This window comes from uncultured Arenimonas sp. (assembly GCF_963976025.1).
Lineage (GTDB): Bacteria > Pseudomonadota > Gammaproteobacteria > Xanthomonadales > Xanthomonadaceae > Arenimonas.
Genome location: NZ_CAXBJS010000031.1, coordinates 1 through 22,030, shown reverse-complemented (window position 1 = coordinate 22,030; position 22,030 = coordinate 1). Strand labels below are relative to the sequence as shown.

The window sequence follows — 22,030 nt, the reverse complement described above, 5'->3', positions numbered from 1 at the left end:
CCTGCCGCTGTGCCAAACTCGGCCGATGCCCACCCTCGTCCTGGCCCTGCTCGCGACCCTCCTGTACGCCTTCGCCAGCCAGCAGCTGGCCGGGCATGCGCAGGCCCCGAATCCGGCGCCGCGGCGCTGGCTGTGGCTGGCGCTGCCGGCAGTGGTCCTGCACGCGGCGGTGCACGGCTGGGCCTGGCAGCAGATGGGCGCGGCCGACCTGCACTTCTTCCCGGCACTTTCGCTGGTGGGCCTGGGCATGGCGGCGCTGACCACGGTGCTGGGGCCGGCCCAGCGCATCGAAGCCCTGGGCATCATCGTTTTCCCGCTGGCGGCGCTGGTGCTGCTGGCCTATGCCCTGCTCGGCGGCAGCGTCGCCCGCGCCGACCTGGACTGGCGCCTGCAGCTGCATGCGCTGATGGCCCTGCTGGCCTACGCAACGCTGGCGGTGGCGACGCTGCTGGCGCTGATGCTGTGGTTCCAGGACCACGCCCTGCGCCAGCGCCACCTGGGCGGCTGGATGCGCCTGCTGCCGCCGCTGACGCAGATGGAAACCCTGCTCTTCCGCAGCCTGGTGGCCGGCTTCGTGCTGCTAAGCCTGACGCTGCTGACCGGCGTGCTGTTCGTGGACGACCTGTTCGCCCAGGACCTGGGCCACAAGACCCTGCTTTCGATCCTGTCGTGGATCGTGCTGGCGGTGCTGCTGTTCGGCCGCTGGCGCTGGGGCTGGCGCGGCCCGCGCGCGGCCAAGCTGACGCTGTTCGCCATGGTCCTGCTGCTGCTGGCCTTCTTCGGCAGCAAGTTCGTCTACGAACTGGTGCTGCACCGCGTCTGAGTTTTCTTGTGGGAGGGACTTCAGTCCCTACTGCCCTTGGCCTTCGGCCAAGCAGGGCGCCGTTTCCGCTCGCTTCGCGGGCGAAGGCGCGGCGCCTCCACTCGCGGGCGCTACGGTTGCGGCGCTTTGCTTGGCCAAAGGCCAAGGGCAGAAGATTCGCGCCTGAAGGCGCTCCTACAAAAGGCGGCATCTACTCGGCGGCGGCTTCGAGGGCTTCGGAGAGCCGCTCGACGGCGATGACTTCCATGTCCTTGTAGGCGCCCTTCTTCGGCGCGTTGGCCTTGGGCACGATGGCGCGGCGGAAGCCGTGGGTGGCGGCTTCCTTCAGGCGCTCTTCGCCGTTGGGCACGGGACGGATCTCGCCGCTCAGCCCCACCTCGCCGAAGGCGATGGTTTTTTCGGCCAGCGGGCGGTCGCGCAGCGAGCTGAGCACCGCCAGCAGCACCGGCAGGTCGGCCGCGGTTTCCTGCACGCGGATGCCACCGACCACGTTGACGAACACGTCCTGGTCGAACACGCCGACGCCGCCGTGGCGGTGCAGCACCGCCAGCAGCATCGCCAGGCGGTTCTGTTCCAGGCCCAGGGCCACGCGCCGCGGGTTGGCCAGCGGCGACTGGTCGACCAGCGCCTGCACTTCCACCAGCAACGGCCGCGTGCCTTCGCGCGTCACCATCACCGCGCTGCCCGGCTGCGCCGTGCTTGAACCCGAGAGGAAGATCGCCGACGGGTTGGGTACTTCGCGCAGGCCCTTGTCGCCCATCGCGAATACGCCCAGTTCGTTCACCGCGCCGAAGCGGTTCTTGAACGCGCGCAGCACGCGGAAGCGACTGCCGGCCTCGCCTTCGAAATACAGCACCGCGTCGACCATGTGTTCGAGCACGCGCGGACCGGCGATGCCGCCTTCCTTGGTGACGTGGCCAACCAGGAACACCGAGGTGCCGGTTTCCTTGGCGAAACGCACCAGCTTGGCCGCGCTTTCGCGCACCTGGCTGACCGAGCCCGGCGCGGCGGTCAGCAGTTCGCTCCACAGCGTCTGGATGGAGTCGGCCACCAGCAGGCGCGGCGCAGGCCGGGTGGCTGCGGCCTGGGCCAGGATCTTTTCGACGCAGGTTTCGGCCAGCGCGTGCAGGTTGTCGAGCGGCAGGCCCAGCCGCTGCGCGCGGCCGGCGACCTGGGCCAGGCTTTCCTCGCCGGTGACGTACAGGGCCGGCAGCCGCGCCGACATCAGCGCCAGCGCCTGCAGCAGCAGCGTGGACTTGCCGATGCCCGGGTCGCCGCCGACCAGCACCACCGAACCTTCGACCATACCGCCGCCGAGCACGCGGTCGAGTTCGCCGATGGTGGTGGACACGCGCACCTCGGCGTCCTGGCTGACCTCGCGCAGGGCGGTGACGCCGGCGGCTTCCGGGCGCCCGGCCCAGCCGCCGTGGCGCACCGCCGCCGGCGCCGCGGCCTTGGCGGAGCTGGCCGGCTCGACCACGAAGCTGGTGAGCGTGTTCCAGGCGCCGCAGTCGCCGCACTGGCCCTGCCACTGGGTGGTGGAAGAACCGCATTCGCTGCAGACGTAGGCGGTCTTGGCTTTGGCCATGGGGCGGGGCTCGCTTGGGGAATCGGACGGGAAACAAAGGGTAGCCGGGCAGCGTCTCAGGCCGTGAGCCTGCCCGGGGGCAGGCTGCCCCAACGCCCGGCGACGGGGGACTGGCCGGCCACAGGAATACCACATATATTTGTGCCATGGATACCCTCACCGACCGCCAGCAGGCCATCCTCGACTTCGTCACCGCCCAGGTCGCGCGCGAGGGCCGCCCGCCCACCCTGGCCGAAATCGCCCGGCATTTCGGCTTCCGCCAGGCGCGCTCGGCGCAGGCGCACCTGCAGGCGCTCGAGGCCAAGGGCGCCCTCACCCTGCTGCCGGGCCAGGCCCGCGGCATCCGCCTGGCCACGCTGCCGGCGCCGGCGCATTCGCTGGCGCTGCCGGTGCTTGGCAAGGTGGCGGCCGGCGAACCCATCGGCGACCCGGACTTCGAAGGCCACCTGCTGCTCGACCGCGCGCTGTTTTTCCCGCGGCCCGATTACCTGCTGCGGGTGAAGGGCGACTCGATGCGCGACGACGGCATCTTCGACGGCGACCTGATCGCCGTGCACCGCACGCCCGACGCCGGCGACAACCAGATCGTGGTCGCGCGCCTGGACGGCGAACTCACGGTCAAGCGCCTGCGCCGGCGCAAGGACCGCATCACCCTGCTGCCGCGCAATCCCGACCACGCGCCCATCGAGGTGCCCACCGGGGCCGTGTTCGCCATCGAAGGCGTGTACTGCGGCCTGGTGCGCCGGGGCTGACATGGGCGCCGTACTTTCCCTCGACACCCTGCTGGCCCAGCGCCGGCTCTGGCGCGGCCAGCCCCGCGGCCAGGCCCAGGCCACGCGCGAGCCCACCGGCCACGCCGCGCTCGACGCCGCCCTGCCCGCCGGCGGCTGGCCCGAGGCCGCGCTCACCGAACTGCTGCTGCCGGCCGACGGCGTCGGCGAACTCTCGCTGCTGCTGCCCACCCTGGCCCGGCTCAGCCGCGCCGGCCGCGACATCGCCTGGGTGGACCCGCCCTACCGGCCCTACGCGCCGGCGCTGGCCCGCGCCGGCATCGACCTCGCCCGCCTGCACATCGTCGACACCGGCGGCCGGCAGTCGGCCTGGGCGCTGGAACAATGCCTGCGCAGCCAGGCCTGCGGCGCCGTGCTGGGCTGGCCCCAGCGCGCCGACGACAAAACCCTGCGCCGGCTGCAGGTGGCGGCGGAAGCCGGCCAGGCAATGGGCTTCCTGTTCCGGCCGCTGGCGGCGGCGCGCAATCCTTCGCCCGCCGCGCTGCGGCTGCAGTTCGAAAGCGGCGGACTGCGCATACTCAAATGCCGCGGCAGCCATCCCCCTGCGTTGCCGGTGCCCTGGGCACCGGCGCTTCGGCACTGATGCCGGCACGCCGTGCTCTGGGCCGCCATCCATTTGCCGCGACGGGCGCTCGACGCCGCGCTCCGGCGCCAGCCTGACCCTTCCGCCCCGCTGGCCCTGGCCGACGGGCCGCCGCAGCGGCGTTTGGTCGTGCAGGCCAATGCGTCCGCGCTGGCCGCCGGCGTACGCGCCGGGCAGCCGCTGGCGGCGGCGATGGCGCTGTGCCCCAGCCTGGCCTGCGTGTCTTTCGACGCGGGCGAAGCCAGCCGTTTGCTCGACCTGGCCTGCGCCTGGGCCTACCGCTATTCCGGCCAGGTCTGCCGCGACGGCGCCGACACCCTGTGGCTGGAAGTCGGCGGCAGCCTGGGCCTGTTCGGGCCCTGGCCCCGTTTTGAACGCCTGCTGCGCGACGACCTGCGCGAACTGGGCCTGGCGCACACGCTGGCGGTGGCGCCAACGCCGCTGGGTGCGCTGTGCCTGGCAAAACAGCAGGACGGCCTGATGGTGCGCGACAGCACCCAGCTGCGCCGTGCGCTGGATGCGCTGCCGATGGCGCTGGCGCCGTTCGACCAGCGCACGCACGAAGCCCTGGCCAGCCTGGGGCTGCGCCGCATGCGGCAATTGTTCGTGCTGCCGCGGCCGGGTCTGCGCCGGCGTTTTGGCGTCGGGCTGCTCGACACCCTCGACCGGCTCACTGGCGACGCGCCCGACCCGCGGCCGTGTTACCAGCCGCCGGACATCTTCGAGGCGCGCTTTGAGTTTGACGACGAAATCCGCTACCACACCGGACTGCTGTTTCCGCTCAAGCGATTGCTCGGCGATCTGTGCGCGTTCCTGGTGGGCCGCGACGGCGGCGTGCAGCAGTTCGAGCTGGTCTACGAACACGACCTGCGCCCGCCCAGCGCGCACGTCGTGGGCGCGGTCGCGGCCGAACGCGACCCGGCGCGTTTGTTCGAACTGGCGAAGCTGGTGCTCGAACGCGAACCGATCCCGGCGCCGGTGCGCGCCTTCGGCATCCGCGCCACCGACCTGCCGCCCTTCGTACCGGCCGGGCGCGACCTGTTCGAAGCCCGGCCCGCCGGCGCGATGGACTGGCCGGCCCTGCAGGCGCGGCTGCAGGCGCGGCTGGGCGACGACGCCGTGCACCAGTGGGCACCGCACGCCGACCCGCGCCCCGAACACGCCCAGCGCCGGGTGCGCGAACTGCGCGGTCGCTACCTGCTGCCGCCGGCCCTGCCCCGCCCGACCTGGCTGCTTGAACGCCCCATCCCGCTGCGCGGCGCGGCGCCACGCTTGCTGGCCGGGCCCGAGCGCATCGAATCGGGCTGGTGGGACGGCGACGACCTGCGCCGCGACTATTACGTCGCGCTCACCGCCGAAGGCCAGCGCGCCTGGATCTTCTGTTCCGCCGGCGAACGCGGGCCCTTCATGCTGCACGGCTGGTTCGCGTGAGCGCGCCCGGCTACGCCGAACTGCACTGCCTGTCGCCTTTCAGTTTCGGCCGCGGGGCATCGGGCGCGCGCGACCTGTTCGAACGCGCCAGGCAGCAGGGGTACACCGCGCTGGCGATCACCGACGAATGCACCCTGGCCGGCATCGTGCGTGCCTGGGAGGCCTCCAGGGCCACCGGCGTGCCGCTGATCACCGGCAGCGAACTGCGCCTGGACGACGGCCTGCGCTGCGTGCTGCTGGTCGAAGATGAAACCGGCTACCGGCGCCTGTGCGAACTGATCACCACCGGCCGCCGGCGCAGCGCCAAGGGCGAATACCGCCTGCACCGCCACGACCTTGAGGCCGACAACAGCGGCCTGCTGGCGCTGTGGCTGCCCGGCGCCGAACCCGACCCGCGCGAAGGCCAATGGCTGCACGGCCGGTTCCCGGACCGCTGCTGGCTGGCGGTGGAACTGCACCGCGGCCCTGACGACGACGCCCGCCTGGCCAGGCTGCAGGCGCTGGCCGCCACGCTGGGCCTGCCGGCGGTGGCCAGCGGCGACGTGCACATGCACGTGCGCGGCCGGCGTGCGCTGCAGGACGTGCTTACCGCCACCCGCCACCACCTCACCGTCGCCGACGCCGGCGCGCATCTTTTCCCCAACGGCGAACGCCACCTGCGCACGCGCCGCGCGCTGGCCGCCATCTACCCGCCGTCGCTGCTGGAAGAAACCCGCCGCATCGCCGCCCGCTGCACCTTCGACCTGGGCACGCTGCAATACCGCTACCCGCGCGAACTGGTGCCCGAGGGCCACACGCCCTCGAGCTGGCTGCGCGTGCTCACCTTCGAAGGCATGGCGCGGCGCTGGCCCGAGGGCACGCCGGAGAAAGTCCGCACGCAGATCGAACAGGAACTCGTGCTCATCGCCGAGCTGCAGTACGAAGCGTTTTTCCTGACCGTGCACGACATCGTGGTGTTCGCGCGCAGCCAGGGCATCCTGTGCCAGGGCCGCGGTTCGGCGGCCAATTCGGCCGTGTGTTTCGCGCTGGGCATCACCGAGGTGGACCCGGCGCGCATGAACCTGCTGTTCGGGCGCTTCCTGTCGAAGGAACGCAACGAACCGCCCGACATCGACGTCGATTTCGAGCACGAACGCCGCGAGGAAGTCATCCAGTACGTGTTCCGCAAGTACGGCCGCGACCGCGCCGCGCTGGCGGCCACGGTCATCTGCTACCGCGGCAAGAGCGCCGTGCGCGACGTCGCCCGGGCCCTGGGCCTGCCGCCGGACCAAGTGGACCAGCTGAGCCGATGTTTCGCCTGGTGGGACGGCGAATCCCCCATCGAAGACCGCCTGCGCGAACGTGGCTTCGACCCCGACGCGCCGGTGATGCGGCGGGTGCTGGCGCTGACCCGCCAGCTGCTCGACGCGCCGCGGCACCTCAGCCAGCACGTCGGCGGTTTCGTCATCTCCGGCCAGCCCCTGCACCATCTGGTGCCGGTGCAAAACGCGGCGATGCCCGACCGCACCCTCATCGAATGGGACAAGGACGACCTCGAATCCCTGGGCCTGCTGAAGGTCGATTGCCTGGCGCTGGGCATGCTCACCGCGGTCAGCAAATGCCTGGCCCTGCTGCGCGAACACCGCGGCCGCGACCTCACGCCGGCCACCATTCCCGCCGAAGACCCGGCCACCTACGCGATGATCCGGAAGGCCGACACCGTCGGCGTGTTCCAGATCGAATCACGCGCGCAGATGGCCATGCTTCCGCGCCTGAAACCGCGCACCTTCTACGACCTGGTGGTGCAGGTGGCCATCGTCCGCCCCGGGCCGATCCAGGGGAAGATGGTGCACCCCTACCTGCAGCGCCGGCAGGGGCTGGAGCCGGTCACCTACCCGTCGGCGGCGCTGGAGGAAGTGTTCCGGCGCACCCTGGGCGTGCCGTTGTTCCAGGAACAGGTGATGCAGGTGGCGATCGTCGCCGCCGGCTTTTCCGCCGGCGAAGCCGACGAACTGCGGCGTGGCATGGCGGCCTGGAAACGCCGCGGCGGCCTGGAACATTTCCGCGACCGCCTGTTCGCCGGCCTGGCCAAGAACGGCTACGACACCGACTTCGCCGAACGCATCTTCGAACAGATCCGCGGTTTCGGCAGCTACGGCTTCCCGGAATCGCACGCCGCCAGCTTCGCGCTGATCACCTACGCCAGCTGCTGGCTCAAGTGCCACGAGCCGGCCGCCTTCACCTGCGCGCTGATGAACTCGCAGCCGCTGGGCTTTTATTCCAACAGCCAGCTGGTGCAGGACGTGCGCCGCGGCGGCATCGTGGTGCGGCCGGTGGACGTGCGCCACAGCCACTGGGACAACTCACTGGAAGCCTGGCCCGGCGATGCCGCCCGGCAGCCGGCCCTGCGCCTGGGCCTGCGCGAAATCGCCGGCCTGCCGCGCGCCGCCGGCGAAGCGCTGGTGGCGACGCGCGCGGCGCGGCCCTTCGACGACGTCGCCGACCTGTGCCATCGCGCCGGCCTGGACGAACGCGCCCGGTCCTTGCTGGCCGAAGCCGGCGCCCTGAAGGGCCTGGCCGGCCACCGGCACCGCGCGCGCTGGGCCGTGGGCGGCGTCGAAAAGCAGCTGCCGCTGTTCGACGGCTCACCGGCCGAAGACACCGTCAGCCTGCCCGTGCCCAGCACCGGCGAAGACCTGCTGGCCGACTACGCCCGCATTGGCCTGACGCTGGGCCCGCATCCGCTGTCGCTGCTGCGCCGCCAGCTGGCCATGCGCCGCTACCGGCGTTCGCGCGAGCTGCGCGAACTGCCCCACGGCAGCCGCGTGCGCGCCGCCGGCCTGGTCACGATGCGCCAACGCCCGGAAACCGCCAGCGGCACCACCTTCATCACCCTCGAGGACGAAGACGGCATGGTCAACGTGGTGGTCTGGCGCGACCTCGGCGAACGCCAGCGCCGCGTGCTGATCGAATCACGCCTGCTGGGCGTCGAAGGCCGCTGGGAAACGGTGGACGGCGTGCACCACCTCATCGCCAGCCGGCTGCACGATGAAAGTGCGCTGGCGCAGCAGCTCAATGCGCGGTCGCGGGATTTTCGCTAGGCGATCGGGTCACCCGGCATCGGCCAGCGGTTCCACCAGCGAGGCGCCCTGGTTGCGGGGATTGCCCACGTCCGAACCCACCGGATGAATGCGCAGCGAGGTCACGACCGGCTGCAACAGGGCCGCGGCTTCGGGCACCGGCGCCTGCAGCCAGGTGTCCCAGGCATCGGAAGGCAGCACCTGCGGCTGCCGGTCGTGCACGCGGCGGACCTCGCCCATGGCTTCGGTGGTGACCACCGTGTAGGTGGCCACCTGCTTGCCGTCGGCGTCGGTCCAGCGTGACCACAGGCCGGCGAACATCATGGGGTTGTGGCCTTCGGCCGAGCGCAGGAAATACGGCTGCTTGCGTTTGCCACCCTGGTCCACCCATTCGTACCAGCCGGTGACCGGCACCAGGCAGCGCTGGCCGCGGCGCCAGGCGTCGCGGAAGGCGGGTTTTTCGGCCAGGGTTTCGGCGCGGGCGTTGATCGTCGAGTAGGCGATCTTCGGGTCCTTCGCCCAGTGCGGCAGAAGGCCCCAGCGCATGGACTCCAGGCCCGGGCCGCCGCCACCGGCCACCACCACCGGGTTCACCAGGCTCGGCGCGATGTTGTAGTGGGCGAAACCGGCGAGCGGATTGATGACGTGCTCGACGAAACCCGGCACCAGGTTGCCCGGGCTGAAGGGGCCGAACAGGGCGTAGCGTGCGCACATGGCCGGAAGTCTAACGCCACGCGGCCCGGGTTGGCCCTGCCTTACAGCGCAGGCAGCAGGTAGCGCCAGCCCATCCAGGCGCCCATGGCCAGCATCATCAGGTTTTCGGTAAGCGAGACGAAGCCCAGCGGCACCTGGCTGCCGCCGCCGACGCAGGCGCAGCGCAGCTCGCGCTTGTCCACGTACACCGCCTTGAACACCGACACGGCGCCGACGCCGCCAATGAACAGCGCCAGCGGCACCGACACCACGTGCAGCGCGCCGGCCAGCATCAGCACGCCCGCCGCCAGTTCGGCGAACGGATAGAAATAGGCATAGGGCACGAAGCGCCGGCCCAGCAGGTCGTAGTTGAGGAACATGCTGGAAAACTGCTCGACGTCCTGCAGCTTCAGCATGGCCAGCAGGCACATGCCGATGGCGATGAAACGTTCGGCCAGCGGCACCACCGCCAGGGCCGGCCACAGGCTGGCGACGGCCAGCAGCGCCGCCACGGCGAACACCGCCAGCACGGGCGTGTAGCTGGTGTCGTCTTCGTCGCGCACCTTGAGGCCGAAATGCTTTCGAAGCTCGTCGTAGCCGCCGATGCGGCGACCGTCGATGAAGGTCTGCGGCGTGGTTTCGACGCCGTGTTGTTCCTTGAACGCATCGGTTTCGGCCCGCGTGGTCAGCCAGCGGTCGTCAACCTCGAAACCCTTTCGCCGCAGCAGCCAGCGCGATTTCAGGCCGTAGGGGCAAACGTGGCCGGGCATGACCATGCGGTGCAGCCGTGCGCGTCGTTCGGTGTCCTGGGACATGGGGAACTCCGTCAGCGATCACGGCACCCAGCTTAGCCCCGCCGGCACGCGCGCAGCCGAACCTCGCCTGACCGGGGCGGGCAACGGCCACCTGCCCGCCCCGGCCACCGCGCCTACTCCTTGCCGTCGCGTGGCTCCTTGCCTTCTCCCGGCTCCTTGCTCACCTGGCAGCTGACCACCAGCTCTTCGCGCACCGACTTCACCCGCCAGGTGCCGTTGATCCGCTCGTACACGACTTCGCGAAAGACATTGCCCTCGCAGGTCCAGATCGCCAGGGTCGAGCCTTCCGGCGCCGTCCAGCCCGGCAGCGGATCTTCGCAGCCGGCTTCGCGGCAGTCCTTGGTCGGGACGCCGGAACCTGCCCGCAGCACGTCGCCGGCAAGCGGGCCCTGCACGGCCTCGCAGCGCGCGTGGTCCAGGCGCAGGCCGAACTGAGTGGCATCGGCCGCGATACGGTGGCTCGCCGCCTTCCGGAAATTACCGGCCGGGTCCGCGGGCACGCGCTCGAGCGTGGCGTTGAGCTGGTCGCGCACCCAGCCAAAATCAGCATCGGCCAGCGTGTAGTGTTTGGACACCGACATCGCCGAACAAACCTCGGCGGGTTCCGGCGCGAACGCCACCGGGCCCTTGCCCACGGTCACCGCCGGTGCCGCCAGCGCAAGGCCGCAGCCGCCGGCCAGCAGGCACCCGATCAACATCGTCTTGAGACTGCTCATCCTTCCTCCCTGGTCCGTCATTGGACGCGACCAGAGTGGCAAGGCAGCCGTTGGGGCGCCGTAGGAAATCGGCGCGCAACAAGGAAGGAAGAAGTGCCTCAGGCGCCCGGTTTGATCAAACCCACCGTGGCCTGCCCGGTGAAGGCGCGAAGCCCGGCGAAGTCCGGCACGGCGCCGGGCTGGTCCCAGATGTCGGGCACGAAGCCGGCGGCGGCGATGTCGTCCAGCGCCTGCGCCACGTCCAGGCCACCGGCGCGCGACAGCGCAGGGGAAAGTTCCACCAGCAGCGCCCGGGCGCGGGCCAGCGCGCCCTGCGCACCCTGCATCACCAGCGGTTCGTAACCTTCGACATCAACCTTGATCGCCGCCACCGGCGCCTGCGCCAGGCCAAGCCGGTCAAGCAGCGCGTCCAGCGATTCCACCGGCACCCAGGTGCCGCCCTGGCCGTGGTCGACGGCCAGCGAGTGTTTGCCCAGGTTCGAGCCCTTGTAGCGGCTGAGAAGGGCCAGGCCGCTGCCCTTGCCCACCGCGCAGGCCACCGCGTCCACGCGCGAAGCCAGGCCGTTGCGATCAAGACTGGTCTGCAGCAGGCGATGGTTGCCCACGTCCGGCTCGATCGCGACCACACGCCGGACTTTTTCCAGCCGCGCCGCCTGCAGCGTGAACCAGCCCAGGTTGGCACCGACGTCCACGAACACGCCGCCGGGGCCGGCGTTGATCGCGGCCAGCAGCCAGTCGGTGAGCTCGGGTTCGTAGCCGTGGCGCCGCATGATGGTGCGGCCGACCACGTCGCGGGGCGAAACCAGGAATCGCAGCCCGGTGGCCCGGTGGGTGGCCCAGGCCGTCTGCACCCAGGGCATCAGCCGCAGCGCGGCGTGCTTTATCGAGCCCGTCAGGTCCAAGGCAGCGCGCATTGGACCGGATCCCATGGCGTCGAAAGTGGTGCCGGAAACAGGAGTCGAACCTGCGACCTACGCATTACGAATGCGCCGCTCTACCAACTGAGCTATTCCGGCGGGAAGGCGCGAATTCTAGGCTTCGCGGGGCCCGGCGGTCAATTTACCAGCTGGATCCGCAGTTCCTTGGGCAGGGCGAACACCACGTCCTCGGGCTTGCCCTCCAGGTGCTCCACCCCGGTGGCGCCCAGGTCGCGCAGGCGCTGGACCACGTCCTGGACCAGCACTTCCGGGGCCGAGGCGCCGGCGGTGATGCCGACCCGGGCCACGCCGGCCACCCACTCGGGGTTGATGTCGGAGGCACCGTCGATCAGGTAGGCGCGGGCGCCCTGCTTCTCGGCCAGTTCGCGCAGGCGGTTGGAGTTGGAGCTGTTCACCGAACCCACCACCAGCACCACCTCGGCCTGGCCGGCCAGCACACGCACGGCGTCCTGGCGGTTCTGGGTGGCGTAGCAGATGTCGTCGTGCTTCGGGCCCTGGATGGCCGGGAAGCGCGCCTGCAGGGCCGCGATGATTTCCTTGGTGTCGTCCACCGACAGCGTTGTCTGGGTGGTGTAGGCCAGGTTGTCCGGCTGCGTGGGCTGCAGCGTCGCCACGCCGGCGACGTCTTCGACCAGGTGGATGTGGTTCTCGCCGTGTTCGCGGCGCCACTGGCCCATGGTGCCCTCCACTTCCGGATGCCCGGCGTGGCCGATCAGCACCACGTCGCGGCCGGCGCGGCAGTGGCGCGCCACTTCGATGTGCACCTTGGTCACCAGCGGGCAGGTGGCGTCGAACACCTTAAGGCCGCGGCGCTCGGCTTCCGCGCGCACCGCCTGGGAAACACCATGGGCGCTGAAGATGACCGTGGCGCCGGCCGGCACTTCGTCGAGTTCCTCGACGAACACGGCGCCGCGCTGGCGCAGGTCCTCGACCACGAAACGGTTGTGCACCACTTCATGGCGCACGTAGATCGGCGCGCCCAGGGAATCGATGGCGCGCTTGACGATTTCGATGGCGCGATCAACGCCGGCGCAGAAACCACGGGGATTGGCGAGCAGGACGTCCATGGCCGCGATTATCCGCCTTTCCCGGCCGCCGGCGGCGCCTTGAAGCTGAACAGCACCAGCAGCACCGCGCCCACCACGATGGCCGAATCGGCCACGTTGAAGGCCGGCCAGTGCCACGTGCCCACGTACCAGTCGACGAAATCCACCACGTAGCCAAAGCGCAGGCGATCGATGACATTGCCAATGGCGCCGGCGATGACCAGGGCGAACGGCAGCGCCGTGCGCCAGTCGCTGCGCGGGGTGCGCGCCAGCCACACCACCAGGCCGGCGCTGATGCCAAAGGCCAGCACCGTGAAGAACCAGCGCTGCCAGCCGCCGGCGCTGGACAGGAAGCTGAAGGCGGCGCCGTAGTTGTGCACCAGGGTCCAGTTCCAGAAGCCGTCGATGAAGGGCACGGGGTTGCCGTATTCCAGCTTCGCGACGGCCAGCCACTTGCTCCACTGATCAACGACCACCAGCACGGCCGACAGGCCCAGCCAGGCCAGCGCGTTCGGACGCGGCGAAGCCATCAGAACCACCGCCGGGATTCACCGGCGCCGTTGACGTTCACCACGCAGCGGCCGCAGAGCTGCGGGTCCGCGGCATCCGCGCCGACATCGGCGCGGTAGTGCCAGCAGCGCACGCACTTGCCGTGCTCGCTGGCCTTGGCATTTACCTTGGTCGCGCCGGAACCGGGCGCGAGGTCCAGGCGCGAGGTGATGAAGAAGAAGCGCAGCTCGTCGGCCACCGGCGCCAGCTTCGCCGCCAGCGCCGGATCCACCGACAGGTCCACTTCGGCTTCCAGCGAGGCGCCGATGTCGCCACCGGCACGCATCGGCTCGAGCACCTTGCTCACTTCTTCGCGCAGTTCCAGCAAGCGGTCGAAGTCGGCTGCCGACAGCGGCGCATCGGCCGGCATCGACGCCAGTCCTTCGTACCAGGTCGCGAACAGCACGTGCTCCTCGCGCTTGCCGGGCAGGAACGCCCAGGCCTCGGCGGCGGTAAAGCTCAGTACCGGCGCGATCCAGCGCACGAAGGCTTCGGCGATGTGGAACATGGCGGTCTGCGCCGAACGCCGGCCCAGGCTGTCCACCGGCATGGTGTACAGCCTGTCCTTGGTGACGTCCAGGTAAACCGCGCCCAGGTCATTGGTGCAGAAGTTCTGCACCTTGGCCACGACGGCGGCGAAGTCGTAGCGCGCATAGGCCGCGGTGATTTCCGCCTGCAGCGTGTGCGCGCGGTGCACGGCCCACTGGTCGAGCAGCAGCAGCTTGTCGTTGGCCACGGCGTTTTTCGCCGGGTCGAAGCCGTGCAGGTTGCCCAGCAGGAAGCGCAGCGTATTGCGGATTCGGCGGTAGCTGTCGGCGGTGCGCTTGAGGATGTCGTCGGACACCGACATCTCGTTGCGGTAGTCGGCCGAGGCCACCCACAGGCGCAGCACGTCGGCGCCCAGCGCGTCGTTCACCTTCTGCGGCTCCACGACGTTGCCGACCGACTTGGACATCTTGCGGCCCTGCGCATCGACGGTGAAACCGTGGGTCAGCACTTCCTTGTAGGGCGCGGCGCCGTCCATCGCGATGCCGGTCAGCAGCGAACTCTGGAACCAGCCGCGATGCTGGTCGCTGCCCTCCAGGTACAGGTCGGCGGGCTTGCGCAGGCCGTCTTCCGGGCGCGCGGCCAGCACGGCCTCGTGGGTGACGCCGGAATCGAACCAGACGTCGAGGATGTCGTTGACCTTTTCGTAGTCACCGGCCTCGTCGCCCAGCAGTTCAGCCGGATCCAGCGAATACCAGGCATCGGTGCCCTGCTCCGCCACGCGGTCGGCGACCGCGCGCATCAGTTCGACCGAACGCGGATGCGGTTCGCCGCTGACCTTGTGGATGAACAGCGCGATCGGCACGCCCCAGGTGCGCTGGCGGCTGATGCACCAGTCCGGGCGGCCTTCGACCATGCCGGTGATGCGCGCCTGGCCCCAATCGGGCACCCAGGCCACCTGGCCGATGGCCGCCAGGGCGTCCTTGCGAAGGTTCGCCTGGCTCATCGAGATGAACCACTGCGGGGTGGCGCGGAACGCCACCGGCGACTTGTGCCGCCAGCAGTGCGGGTAGCTGTGCTCCATCTTGCCCGAGGCCAGCAGCACGCCGCGCTCGGCCAGCAGCGCGGTGATGGTGTCGTTGGCCTTCCAGATGAACTGGCCTTCGAAGATCGGCGTGCCCGGCAGGTAAACGCCGTTGCCGCCGATCGGGTTGAGCTGGGGCTGTTTGTACTTTTCCAGCAGGCCGTATTTCACGCCGACCTGGTAGTCCTCCTGGCCGTGGCCGGGCGCGGTGTGCACGGCGCCGGTGCCGGCTTCGGTGGTGACGTGTTCGCCAAGGATCAGCGGGATGTCGCGTTCGTAGAACGGATGCGACAGCACCAGGCCTTCGAGATCGGCGCCAGTGGCGCGGCCGAGCACCTGCGGGGTTTCAATGCCATAACGCTTGAGCGCGGCCTCGTGCAGCGCTTCGGCCAACACCAGCAGCACGCGCCTGCCGGCGCGCGCCGGGCCTTCGACCAGCACGTAGTCGATCCCGGCGCCCAGGGTGACCGCCAGCGAAGCCGGCAGGGTCCAGGGCGTGGTGGTCCAGATCGGCACCGCGACGATGGCGCCACCGCTGTCCGCGCCGAACTTCGCCGCCAGCGCGGCTGGTTCATGGGCGTCGTAGGCGACATCGACTTCCGGCGACACCTTGTCGGCGTATTCGATCTCGGCCTCGGCCAGCGCCGAACCGCAGTCGAAGCACCAGTGCACCGGCTTGACGCCGCGCGTGAGGTGCCCGCGCTCGACGATCTTCGCCAGCGAACGCAGCATGTCGGCTTCGAAGCTGAAGTCCATGCTGCGGTAGGGCTTGTCCCACTGGCCCAGCACGCCCAGGCGCTGGAAGTCCTTCGACTGTCCTTCGATCTGTTCGGCGGCGTATTCGCGGCACTTGGCGCGGAAGGCGGCGGCGTCGAGCTTGGTGCCGACCTTGCCGTGCTTCTTTTCGACCACCAGTTCGATCGGCAGGCCGTGGCAGTCCCAGCCCGGCACGTAGGGCGCGTCGAAGCCCGAAAGCAGCTTCGACTTCACCACCAGGTCCTTGAGGATCTTGTTCACCGCGTGGCCGATGTGGATCGAACCGTTCGCATACGGCGGGCCGTCGTGCAGCACGAACAGCGGCCGGCCCCGCGCGTTTTCGCGCACGCGCTGGTACAGGCCCATCTGCTGCCACGCGGCCAGCATGCCCGGCTCGCGCTTGGGCAGGTCGCCGCGCATCGGGAACGCCGTCTCGGGCAGGCTGATGGTGTGCTTGTAGTCCTTGCCGCCAGTGTCGGTCACTTCGCTCACGCACTTACTCCGGATGTTTCCCTGTCGTGGCGCAAAGCGCGCCGGGCCTGCCGGGAATCCTCGTCCATCTGTCGGACCAGGGACGGCAGGTCGTCGAATTTTTCCTCGTCGCGCAGCTTGGCGACGAACTCCACCTCGATGCGGCTTCCGTAGAGGTCGCCATCGAAGTCGAACACATGCGCCTCGAGCAGGGGCTCGACACCCTGCACCGTCGGCCGCGTGCCCAGGCTGGCCACGCCGGCGCGCGGTTCGGGGCCGATGCCGTGCACCCAGACCGCGAAGATGCCGCCCAGCGGCGCCCGCTTGCCGGCCAGGCGGATGTTCGCCGTAGGGTAGCCGAGCTGGCGGCCCAGCTGCTTGCCGCGCACCACCGTGCCGGCGATGGCGTAGCGGCGGCCCAGGGCGCGGGCGGCCGCGTCCAGGTCGCCGGCGGCCAGCTGGGCGCGCACGGCGCTGGCCGAGACCCGTTCACCGCCGTCGGCCACGACCGCCACTTCCGTGGCCTCGAAGCCGTGTTTGGCCCCAAGCGCCTGCAGGGTCGCCAGGTCGCCGGCGCGGCGGTGGCCGAAGCGGAAACCCGGCCCCACCCAGACCTCGCGCGCGGCCAGGCGCTTGACCAGCACCTTTTCCACGAAGGTTTCCGGCGACATCGCCGCCATCGCCGCGTTGAAACGCAGCAGGCCGACGGCGTCCATGCCCAGCCGGCACAGGCCCTCGAAGCGGGCCCGCGGCAGCAGCAGGCGCGCCGGCGGGTCGGCTGGGGCGAAATATTCGCGCGGCAGGGGTTCGAAGCTCAGCGCCACGGCCTTCAGGCCCAGGGCGCGCGCACGCGCCCGCACGCGGCCGACCAGGGCCTGGTGCCCCCGGTGGAGGCCGTCGAAGGCGCCGATGCAAACCACGCTGCCCTGCGGGGCGATGCATTCGCCCTCGACGTCCCGGAACAGCTTGTCCATCGGCGAATTATAGCCGGGCCCGGTCACGGCCCGCGCAGTTCACGCGGTCGCCAGCCCATCGCCAGCAGGCCCAGTCCGTAGGCGCCGGCACCGGCGCCGACCACGGCCAGCAGCAGGCCCCAGCGTGCGACGCCGGCCCAGGCCCGCCAGTCGCCGATGGCGTACAGGCAGCCCAGCACCGCCGCCGCCAGCGCCGCGCTGGCCACGCCCACGCGCAGCAGATGCCGGCCCCAGCCCGGCGAAAGCACGAACGTGCCCTCGCGGCGAAGGGCCCGCCACAGCAGCGCGGCATTGGCCAGGCCGGCCAGGCCAGTGGCCAGGGCGATGCCGGCGTGTGCGCCCGGCACGTCATACAGCCACAGCGGCGTGGTGATCGCGGCCGTCAGCGCCACGTTGATGAGCACCGTGCGCACCGCGGCCCGCATCGGGGTGCGGGTGTCCTGGCGCGCGTAGAAGGCCGAGAGCAGCACCTTGGTGGCCATGAACCCCGGGATGCCGATGCACATCGCCATCAGGCTCAGCGAGGTCATGCGGGCGTCGCCGGCGCTGAAGGCGCCGCGTTCGAAGATCGTCAGCACCAGCGGTTCGGCCAGCAGCACCAGTCCCAGCGCCGCCGGCACCGCCAGCAGCAGCACGCTGCGCAGGCCCCAGTCCAGGGCGCTGGCGTAGCCGGCGGTGTCGGTGTCGGCGTGGCGGCGCGCCAGGTGCGGCAGGATCACCGTGCCCAGGGCGACGCCGAACATCCCCAGCGGGAATTCGACCAGGCGGTCGGAGTAATAAAGCCAGCTCTGGCTGCCGTCGATCAGCAGCGAGGCGAACATGGTGCCGACGATCAGGTTCAGCTGCGCCACCGACGAGGAAAACAGCGTCGGCAGCATCAGCGCGCCGACCCGGCGCACGCCCGGATGCCTGAAATTTAGCCGCAGCCGGGGCCGCAGTCCCAGCCGCCCCATCGCCGGCCACAGCAGCACCAGCTGCAGGAAACCGGCGGCCAGCACGCCCCAGGCCAGGGCGCGGATGGGCACGGCCAGCATCGGCGCCAGCAGCAGCATGGCCGCGATCACCGACAGGTTGTGCAGCACCGGGGTCACCGCCGGCAGGGCGAAACGCTGGAAGCTGTTGAGCACGGCGCCGGCCAGGGCCGTCATCGACACCAGGGCCAGGTAGGGGAAAACGATGCGCAGCAGGTCGGAGGTAAGCGCGAACTTGGCCGGGTCATCGAGCTGGCCGGGGGCAATGGCCGCCACCACCAGCGGCGCCGCCAGCATGCCCAGGCCGCTGACCACCAGCACCACCGCGCACAGGGCGCCGGCCACGTGGTCCAGGAAATCCTTCAGCGCCGCCTGGTCGCCGCGCTGGCGCAGCTCCGACAGCACCGGCACGAAGGCCGAGGCGAACGAACCCTCGGCGAAGATCCGGCGCAGGTAGTTGGGAATGCGGTAGGCGACCGCGAAGGCATCGACGATGCCGCCGGCGCCGAACACGTGCGCCTGCACCACGTCCCGGGCGAAGCCGGCGATGCGCGACAGCAGGGTCATGGCGCTGAAAACCGCGGTGGAACGCAGCAGGCCGCCCTTTGCCTGGGCCGTCTCGGGCGGGCTCACGGGCGCGCCCCGGGGGGTATTTGACTCAAGCTACTGAATCCCCCATAATTTCGGGTCTTTCGACCCCCTATTACCGGCCGGGAACCCAACGCCCGGCCCTCGTCCAACGTTTTCAGGAGCCCTCCGTGGCCAACATCAAGTCCGCCAAGAAGCGCGCCAAGCAGACCGTCGTCCGCAACGCCCGCAATGCCAGCCAGCGTTCCATGCTGCGCACCGCCGTGAAGAAGGTCCTCAAGGCCCTTGAAGCCAAGGACGCCCCGGCTGCCGAAGCCGCCTTCGCGACCGCCCAGCCGATCCTCGACCGCTACTCGGCCCGTGGCCTGATCCACAAGAACAAGGCTGCCCGTCACAAGAGCCGCATCACCGCCCACATCAAGGCGCTGAAGCAGGCCTGAGCCCGCGGCGCCGTCAGGCGCCCTGGCCAGCGCACGAAGGCCGGCGAAAGCCGGCCTTTTTGCTGCCTGCGATTTGCCGGCCCATTTGCCTGCCCCGAGGGTACGGCGGCGGCTGCCGCATCCAGCGGCCGCCGGCTCAGCCATTGCGCGCCATCTCCGCCCGGGCGGCCACGTCTTCGGCGGCCTCCAGGGCCGCGGCCTTCTGGTCGTCGAAGAACTGCTGCACCTTGAGCACGATCGGCCAGGTGCCTTCCCGGCCGATGGCCGAGACCATGAACCACGGCTCCTTCCAGTCCAGCGCCTTCACCAGCGCCTCGGCGCGCGCCTGGCGCTCGTCCTCGGGCAGCAGGTCGGCCTTGTTCATCACCAGCCAGCGGGGTTTTTCCAGCATCGCCGGGTCGTGCTTGCGCAGCTCGGCCTCGATCGCGCGCACCTGGTAAACCGGGTCGGTGCCTTCGTCGAAGGGCGCCATGTCCACCAGGTGCAGCAGCAGGCGGGTGCGCTGCACGTGGCGCAGGAACTGCGCGCCCAGGCCGGCGCCGTCGGCCGCGCCTTCGATCAGGCCGGGGATGTCGGCGATGACGAAGCTGCGGTCCACCTCGACGCTGACCACGCCCAGGTTGGGGTACAGGGTGGTGAACGGGTAATCGGCCACCTTCGGCGTGGCCGAAGATACGGCGCGGATGAAGGTGGACTTGCCGGCGTTGGGGAAGCCCAGCAGGCCGACGTCGGCCAGCAGCTTCAGTTCAAGCCGGATCTCGCGTTCTTCGCCCGGGGTGCCGGTGCCGGCCTTGCGCGGGGCCCGGTTGACCGAACTCTTGTAGTGCACGTTGCCCTTGCCACCCAGGCCGCCCTGGGCCACCAGCAGGCGGTCGCCGTGGTCGGTGAGATCGCCGATGATCTCGTCGGTGCCGACGTTGATGACCTCGGTGCCGACCGGGACGCGGATGATCACGTCGTCGCCGGCCTTGCCGAACATCTGCCGGCCCATGCCGTTCTGGCCGCGCTGGGCGCGGTACTGGCGCTGGTGGCGGAAGTCGATGAGGGTGTTGAGGTTTTCATCGGCCTGCAGCCAGACGCTGCCGCCGTTGCCGCCATCGCCGCCGTCCGGGCCGCCCAGGGGGATGAACTTCTCCCGCCGGAAACTGATGCAGCCGTTGCCGCCGCTGCCGGCGGAAACGGTGATGGTGGCTTCGTCAACGAATTTCACGAGGTGTTTCCCTGGCGGGGCCCGGGGCCGTCCGCGCTGATTGTGGGCCGTCCGCGCCGCGCCGTGAAGGGCGCGGGCCGGCCTGGCCGGGAGGCTGAAACGAAAAGCCCCGCCGAAGCGGGGCCCTTCAGGCGGAACCGGGCGGGTTTCAGGCCGCCGGGACCACGCTCACGGTGCGGCGCTTCTTGGGGCCCTTGACCGAGAAATCCACCACGCCGTCCACCAGGGCGAACAGGGTGTGGTCGCGGCCGAGGCCGACGCCCGGACCCGGATGGAACTCGGTGCCGCGCTGGCGCACGATGATGTTGCCGGCGTCGATGGCCTGGCCACCGTACATCTTGACGCCGAGGTACTTCGGGTTGGAATCGCGGCCGTTGCGGGACGAGCCTACGCCTTTTTTCTGTGCCATGACGCTGTCTCCTCTGGCTTAGCCGGCGATGCCGGTGATTTCGATTTCGGTGTAGTACTGCCGGTGGCCCATCTGCTTGCGATGGTGCTTGCGGCGACGGAACTTGACGATGCGGACCTTGTCCAGGCGGCCGTGCGACTTGATGGTCGCGGTGACCTTGGCACCATCAACGAGGGGCGCGCCAACGGTGACCTTGTCGCCGTCGCCGAGCATCAGCACCTTTTCGATGTCGAAGCTCTTGCCTTCCTCGAGGTCGATCTTCTCGACCTTCAGGGTCTCGCCCTGCATAACGCGGTACTGCTTACCGCCGGTAACGATGACTGCGTACATGACCGGAATTCCTCTAGTAGTTATTTTGAAGACACCTGCCCGCGGTCACGGGACAGAAGCGGAATTATAAGCGGCTTCCCAAGCCCGGTGCAAGCCCCTGTCCCACAAGGCAATTCACCCCGCGTAGCCGGTCGGGGCGGGCCGGACTGCTAGACTGCCGGGTTCCCGTTCCCGCCAGCCGTCAAGGAGCCCTCCCCGGCGCATGGATACGATTCGCATCCGCGGTGCACGCACCCACAATCTCAAGAACATCGACCTGGACCTGCCCCGGAACCGGCTGATCGTCATCACCGGCCTGTCCGGCTCGGGCAAGTCGTCCCTGGCCTTCGACACCATCTATGCCGAGGGCCAGCGCCGTTACGTCGAGTCCCTGTCGGCCTACGCCCGGCAGTTCCTGAGCGTGATGGAGAAGCCGGACGTGGACCATATCGAGGGCCTGTCCCCGGCCATCTCGATCGAGCAGAAGTCCACCTCGCACAACCCGCGCTCGACCGTGGGCACGATCACCGAGATCTACGACTACCTGCGCCTGCTGTTCGCCCGGGTCGGCACCCCGCGCTGCCCGGACCACCACTACCCGCTCGAGGCCCAGACCGTCGGCCAGATGGTCGACCAGGTGCTGGCCCTGCCCGCCGACCGGCGCTACATGCTGCTGGCCCCGGCCGTGCGCGAGCGCAAGGGCGAACACGCCCAGGTCTTCGACCAGCTGCGCGCCCAGGGTTTCGTGCGGGTCCGGGTCAACGGCGAGCTGTATGAACTCGACGCCGTGCCTACCCTGGCCCTGCGCCAGAAACACACCATCGAAGTGGTCGTGGACCGCTTCAAGCCCCGCGAAGACCTCAAGCAGCGCCTGGCCGAAAGCTTCGAGACCGCGCTGAAACTGGGCGACGGCCTGGCCCAGGTCCAGGACCTGGACGACGACTCGGTGGCGCCGCTGCTGTTTTCCTCCAAGTTCAGCTGCCCGGTCTGCGACTACGCCCTGCCCGAGCTCGAGCCGCGGCTGTTTTCGTTCAATTCGCCGGTGGGCGCCTGCCCGGGCTGCGACGGCCTGGGCATCACCCAGTTCTTCGACCCCTCGCGCGTGGTCGTGCACCCCGAACTGAGCCTGGCCGCCGGCGCCGTGCGCGGCTGGGACCGCCGCAACGCCTACTACTTCCAGCTGATCGCCTCGCTGGCCAAACACTACGGCTTCGACCCGGACGCGGCCTGGCAGGAGCTGTCCGAGCCGGTGCGCCAGGCGGTGCTGAAACCCTTCCTGCGCGACGGGCTGCTGACGGCC

The 22,030-nt window shown here is 70.1% G+C and carries 19 protein-coding genes, 1 tRNA gene and 1 pseudogene; 7 read left to right on the top strand and 14 right to left on the bottom strand.

Annotated elements, in window-relative coordinates; genetic code table 11:
- Positions 1-25: 25 nt before the first annotated feature.
- Positions 26-823 carry a cytochrome c biogenesis protein CcsA gene (ccsA, locus tag AACZ35_RS03980; protein ID WP_339826342.1) on the top strand — a complete coding sequence of 266 codons (798 nt, stop codon included), beginning with the start codon at positions 26-28 and terminating at the stop codon, positions 821-823.
- A gap of 190 nt (positions 824-1,013) precedes the next feature.
- On the opposite strand, the gene radA is transcribed toward ccsA, so the two are convergent.
- The gene (gene radA, locus AACZ35_RS03975) at positions 1,014-2,411 is read right to left on the bottom strand and encodes a DNA repair protein RadA (RefSeq protein WP_339826340.1); all 1,398 of its coding nucleotides are present in this window, start codon (positions 2,409-2,411) and stop codon (positions 1,014-1,016) included.
- 146 nt (positions 2,412-2,557) lie between these two features.
- Here radA and lexA point away from each other — a divergent pair, with 146 nt between their 5' ends.
- The 4 genes from lexA to AACZ35_RS03955 are packed head-to-tail and all read left to right on the top strand — an operon-like array spanning position 2,558 to position 8,296.
- Positions 2,558-3,163: a transcriptional repressor LexA gene (gene lexA, locus AACZ35_RS03970; protein WP_339826338.1), complete on the top strand. Its 606-nt coding sequence runs from the start codon at positions 2,558-2,560 to the stop codon at positions 3,161-3,163.
- 1 nt (position 3,164) lies between these two features.
- Complete coding sequence (gene imuA / locus AACZ35_RS03965; RefSeq protein WP_339826337.1) at positions 3,165-3,785, top strand: translesion DNA synthesis-associated protein ImuA; 621 nt, start codon at positions 3,165-3,167, stop codon at positions 3,783-3,785.
- Positions 3,786-3,797: 12 nt separating this feature from the next.
- Positions 3,798-5,216 carry a DNA polymerase Y family protein gene (locus AACZ35_RS03960; protein WP_339826335.1) on the top strand — a complete coding sequence of 473 codons (1,419 nt, stop codon included), beginning with the start codon at positions 3,798-3,800 and terminating at the stop codon, positions 5,214-5,216.
- Entirely contained in the window at positions 5,204-8,296 is a 3,093-nt protein-coding gene (locus AACZ35_RS03955) for an error-prone DNA polymerase (protein ID WP_339826348.1), read from the top strand. Before AACZ35_RS03960 ends, AACZ35_RS03955 begins: the two co-directional genes overlap by 13 nt.
- A 9-nt stretch (positions 8,297-8,305) precedes the next feature.
- Here AACZ35_RS03955 and AACZ35_RS03950 read toward each other — a convergent pair whose 3' ends face one another.
- From AACZ35_RS03950 to murJ, 10 genes are all read right to left on the bottom strand, one after another.
- Positions 8,306-8,989 carry an SOS response-associated peptidase gene (locus AACZ35_RS03950; protein WP_339826333.1) on the bottom strand — a complete coding sequence of 228 codons (684 nt, stop codon included), beginning with the start codon at positions 8,987-8,989 and terminating at the stop codon, positions 8,306-8,308.
- A gap of 41 nt (positions 8,990-9,030) precedes the next feature.
- A complete protein-coding gene (locus tag AACZ35_RS03945; RefSeq protein WP_339826331.1) occupies positions 9,031-9,783 on the bottom strand; it encodes a glutaredoxin in 753 nt (250 codons plus the stop codon).
- 113 nt (positions 9,784-9,896) lie between these two features.
- Entirely contained in the window at positions 9,897-10,499 is a 603-nt protein-coding gene (locus AACZ35_RS03940; RefSeq protein ID WP_339826329.1) for a hypothetical protein, read from the bottom strand.
- 98 nt (positions 10,500-10,597) lie between these two features.
- The gene (locus tag AACZ35_RS03935; RefSeq protein ID WP_339826327.1) at positions 10,598-11,413 is read right to left on the bottom strand and encodes an FkbM family methyltransferase; all 816 of its coding nucleotides are present in this window, start codon (positions 11,411-11,413) and stop codon (positions 10,598-10,600) included.
- Between the two features lie 26 nt (positions 11,414-11,439).
- A tRNA-Thr gene (locus AACZ35_RS03930) sits at positions 11,440-11,515 on the bottom strand.
- Positions 11,516-11,553: 38 nt separating this feature from the next.
- Complete coding sequence (ispH, locus tag AACZ35_RS03925) at positions 11,554-12,504, bottom strand: 4-hydroxy-3-methylbut-2-enyl diphosphate reductase (RefSeq protein ID WP_339826325.1); 951 nt, start codon at positions 12,502-12,504, stop codon at positions 11,554-11,556.
- Between the two features lie 8 nt (positions 12,505-12,512).
- Complete coding sequence (gene lspA, locus AACZ35_RS03920) at positions 12,513-13,016, bottom strand: signal peptidase II (protein WP_339826346.1); 504 nt, start codon at positions 13,014-13,016, stop codon at positions 12,513-12,515.
- Entirely contained in the window at positions 13,013-15,778 is a 2,766-nt protein-coding gene (ileS, locus tag AACZ35_RS03915) for an isoleucine--tRNA ligase (RefSeq protein ID WP_339826344.1), read from the bottom strand. The genes lspA and ileS overlap by 4 nt, the downstream gene beginning before the upstream one ends.
- 68 nt (positions 15,779-15,846) lie before the next feature.
- Complete coding sequence (locus AACZ35_RS03910) at positions 15,847-16,803, bottom strand: bifunctional riboflavin kinase/FAD synthetase (protein WP_339826323.1); 957 nt, start codon at positions 16,801-16,803, stop codon at positions 15,847-15,849.
- Between the two features lie 23 nt (positions 16,804-16,826).
- The gene (gene murJ, locus AACZ35_RS03905; RefSeq protein ID WP_339826321.1) at positions 16,827-18,407 is read right to left on the bottom strand and encodes a murein biosynthesis integral membrane protein MurJ; all 1,581 of its coding nucleotides are present in this window, start codon (positions 18,405-18,407) and stop codon (positions 16,827-16,829) included.
- 125 nt (positions 18,408-18,532) lie between these two features.
- On the opposite strand from murJ, the gene rpsT reads away from it, so the two are divergent.
- A complete protein-coding gene (rpsT, locus tag AACZ35_RS03900; RefSeq protein ID WP_188661288.1) occupies positions 18,533-18,802 on the top strand; it encodes a 30S ribosomal protein S20 in 270 nt (89 codons plus the stop codon).
- A gap of 136 nt (positions 18,803-18,938) precedes the next feature.
- Here rpsT and cgtA read toward each other — a convergent pair whose 3' ends face one another.
- The 3 genes from cgtA to rplU all read right to left on the bottom strand — a co-directional run bounded on the left by cgtA (position 18,939) and on the right by rplU (position 20,751).
- The gene (gene cgtA / locus AACZ35_RS03895; RefSeq protein WP_339826318.1) at positions 18,939-20,012 is read right to left on the bottom strand and encodes an Obg family GTPase CgtA; all 1,074 of its coding nucleotides are present in this window, start codon (positions 20,010-20,012) and stop codon (positions 18,939-18,941) included.
- A gap of 148 nt (positions 20,013-20,160) precedes the next feature.
- On the bottom strand, positions 20,161-20,421 hold the full coding sequence (gene rpmA, locus AACZ35_RS03890) for a 50S ribosomal protein L27 (RefSeq protein WP_188661283.1): 261 nt from the start codon (positions 20,419-20,421) through the stop codon (positions 20,161-20,163).
- 18 nt (positions 20,422-20,439) lie between these two features.
- Positions 20,440-20,751, bottom strand: coding sequence for a 50S ribosomal protein L21 (gene rplU, locus AACZ35_RS03885; RefSeq protein ID WP_188661280.1), 312 nt, complete (start codon positions 20,749-20,751; stop codon positions 20,440-20,442).
- A gap of 202 nt (positions 20,752-20,953) precedes the next feature.
- Here rplU and AACZ35_RS03880 point away from each other — a divergent pair.
- Positions 20,954-22,030 (top strand): annotated as a pseudogene (locus tag AACZ35_RS03880) (excinuclease ABC subunit UvrA); the annotation flags it as partial.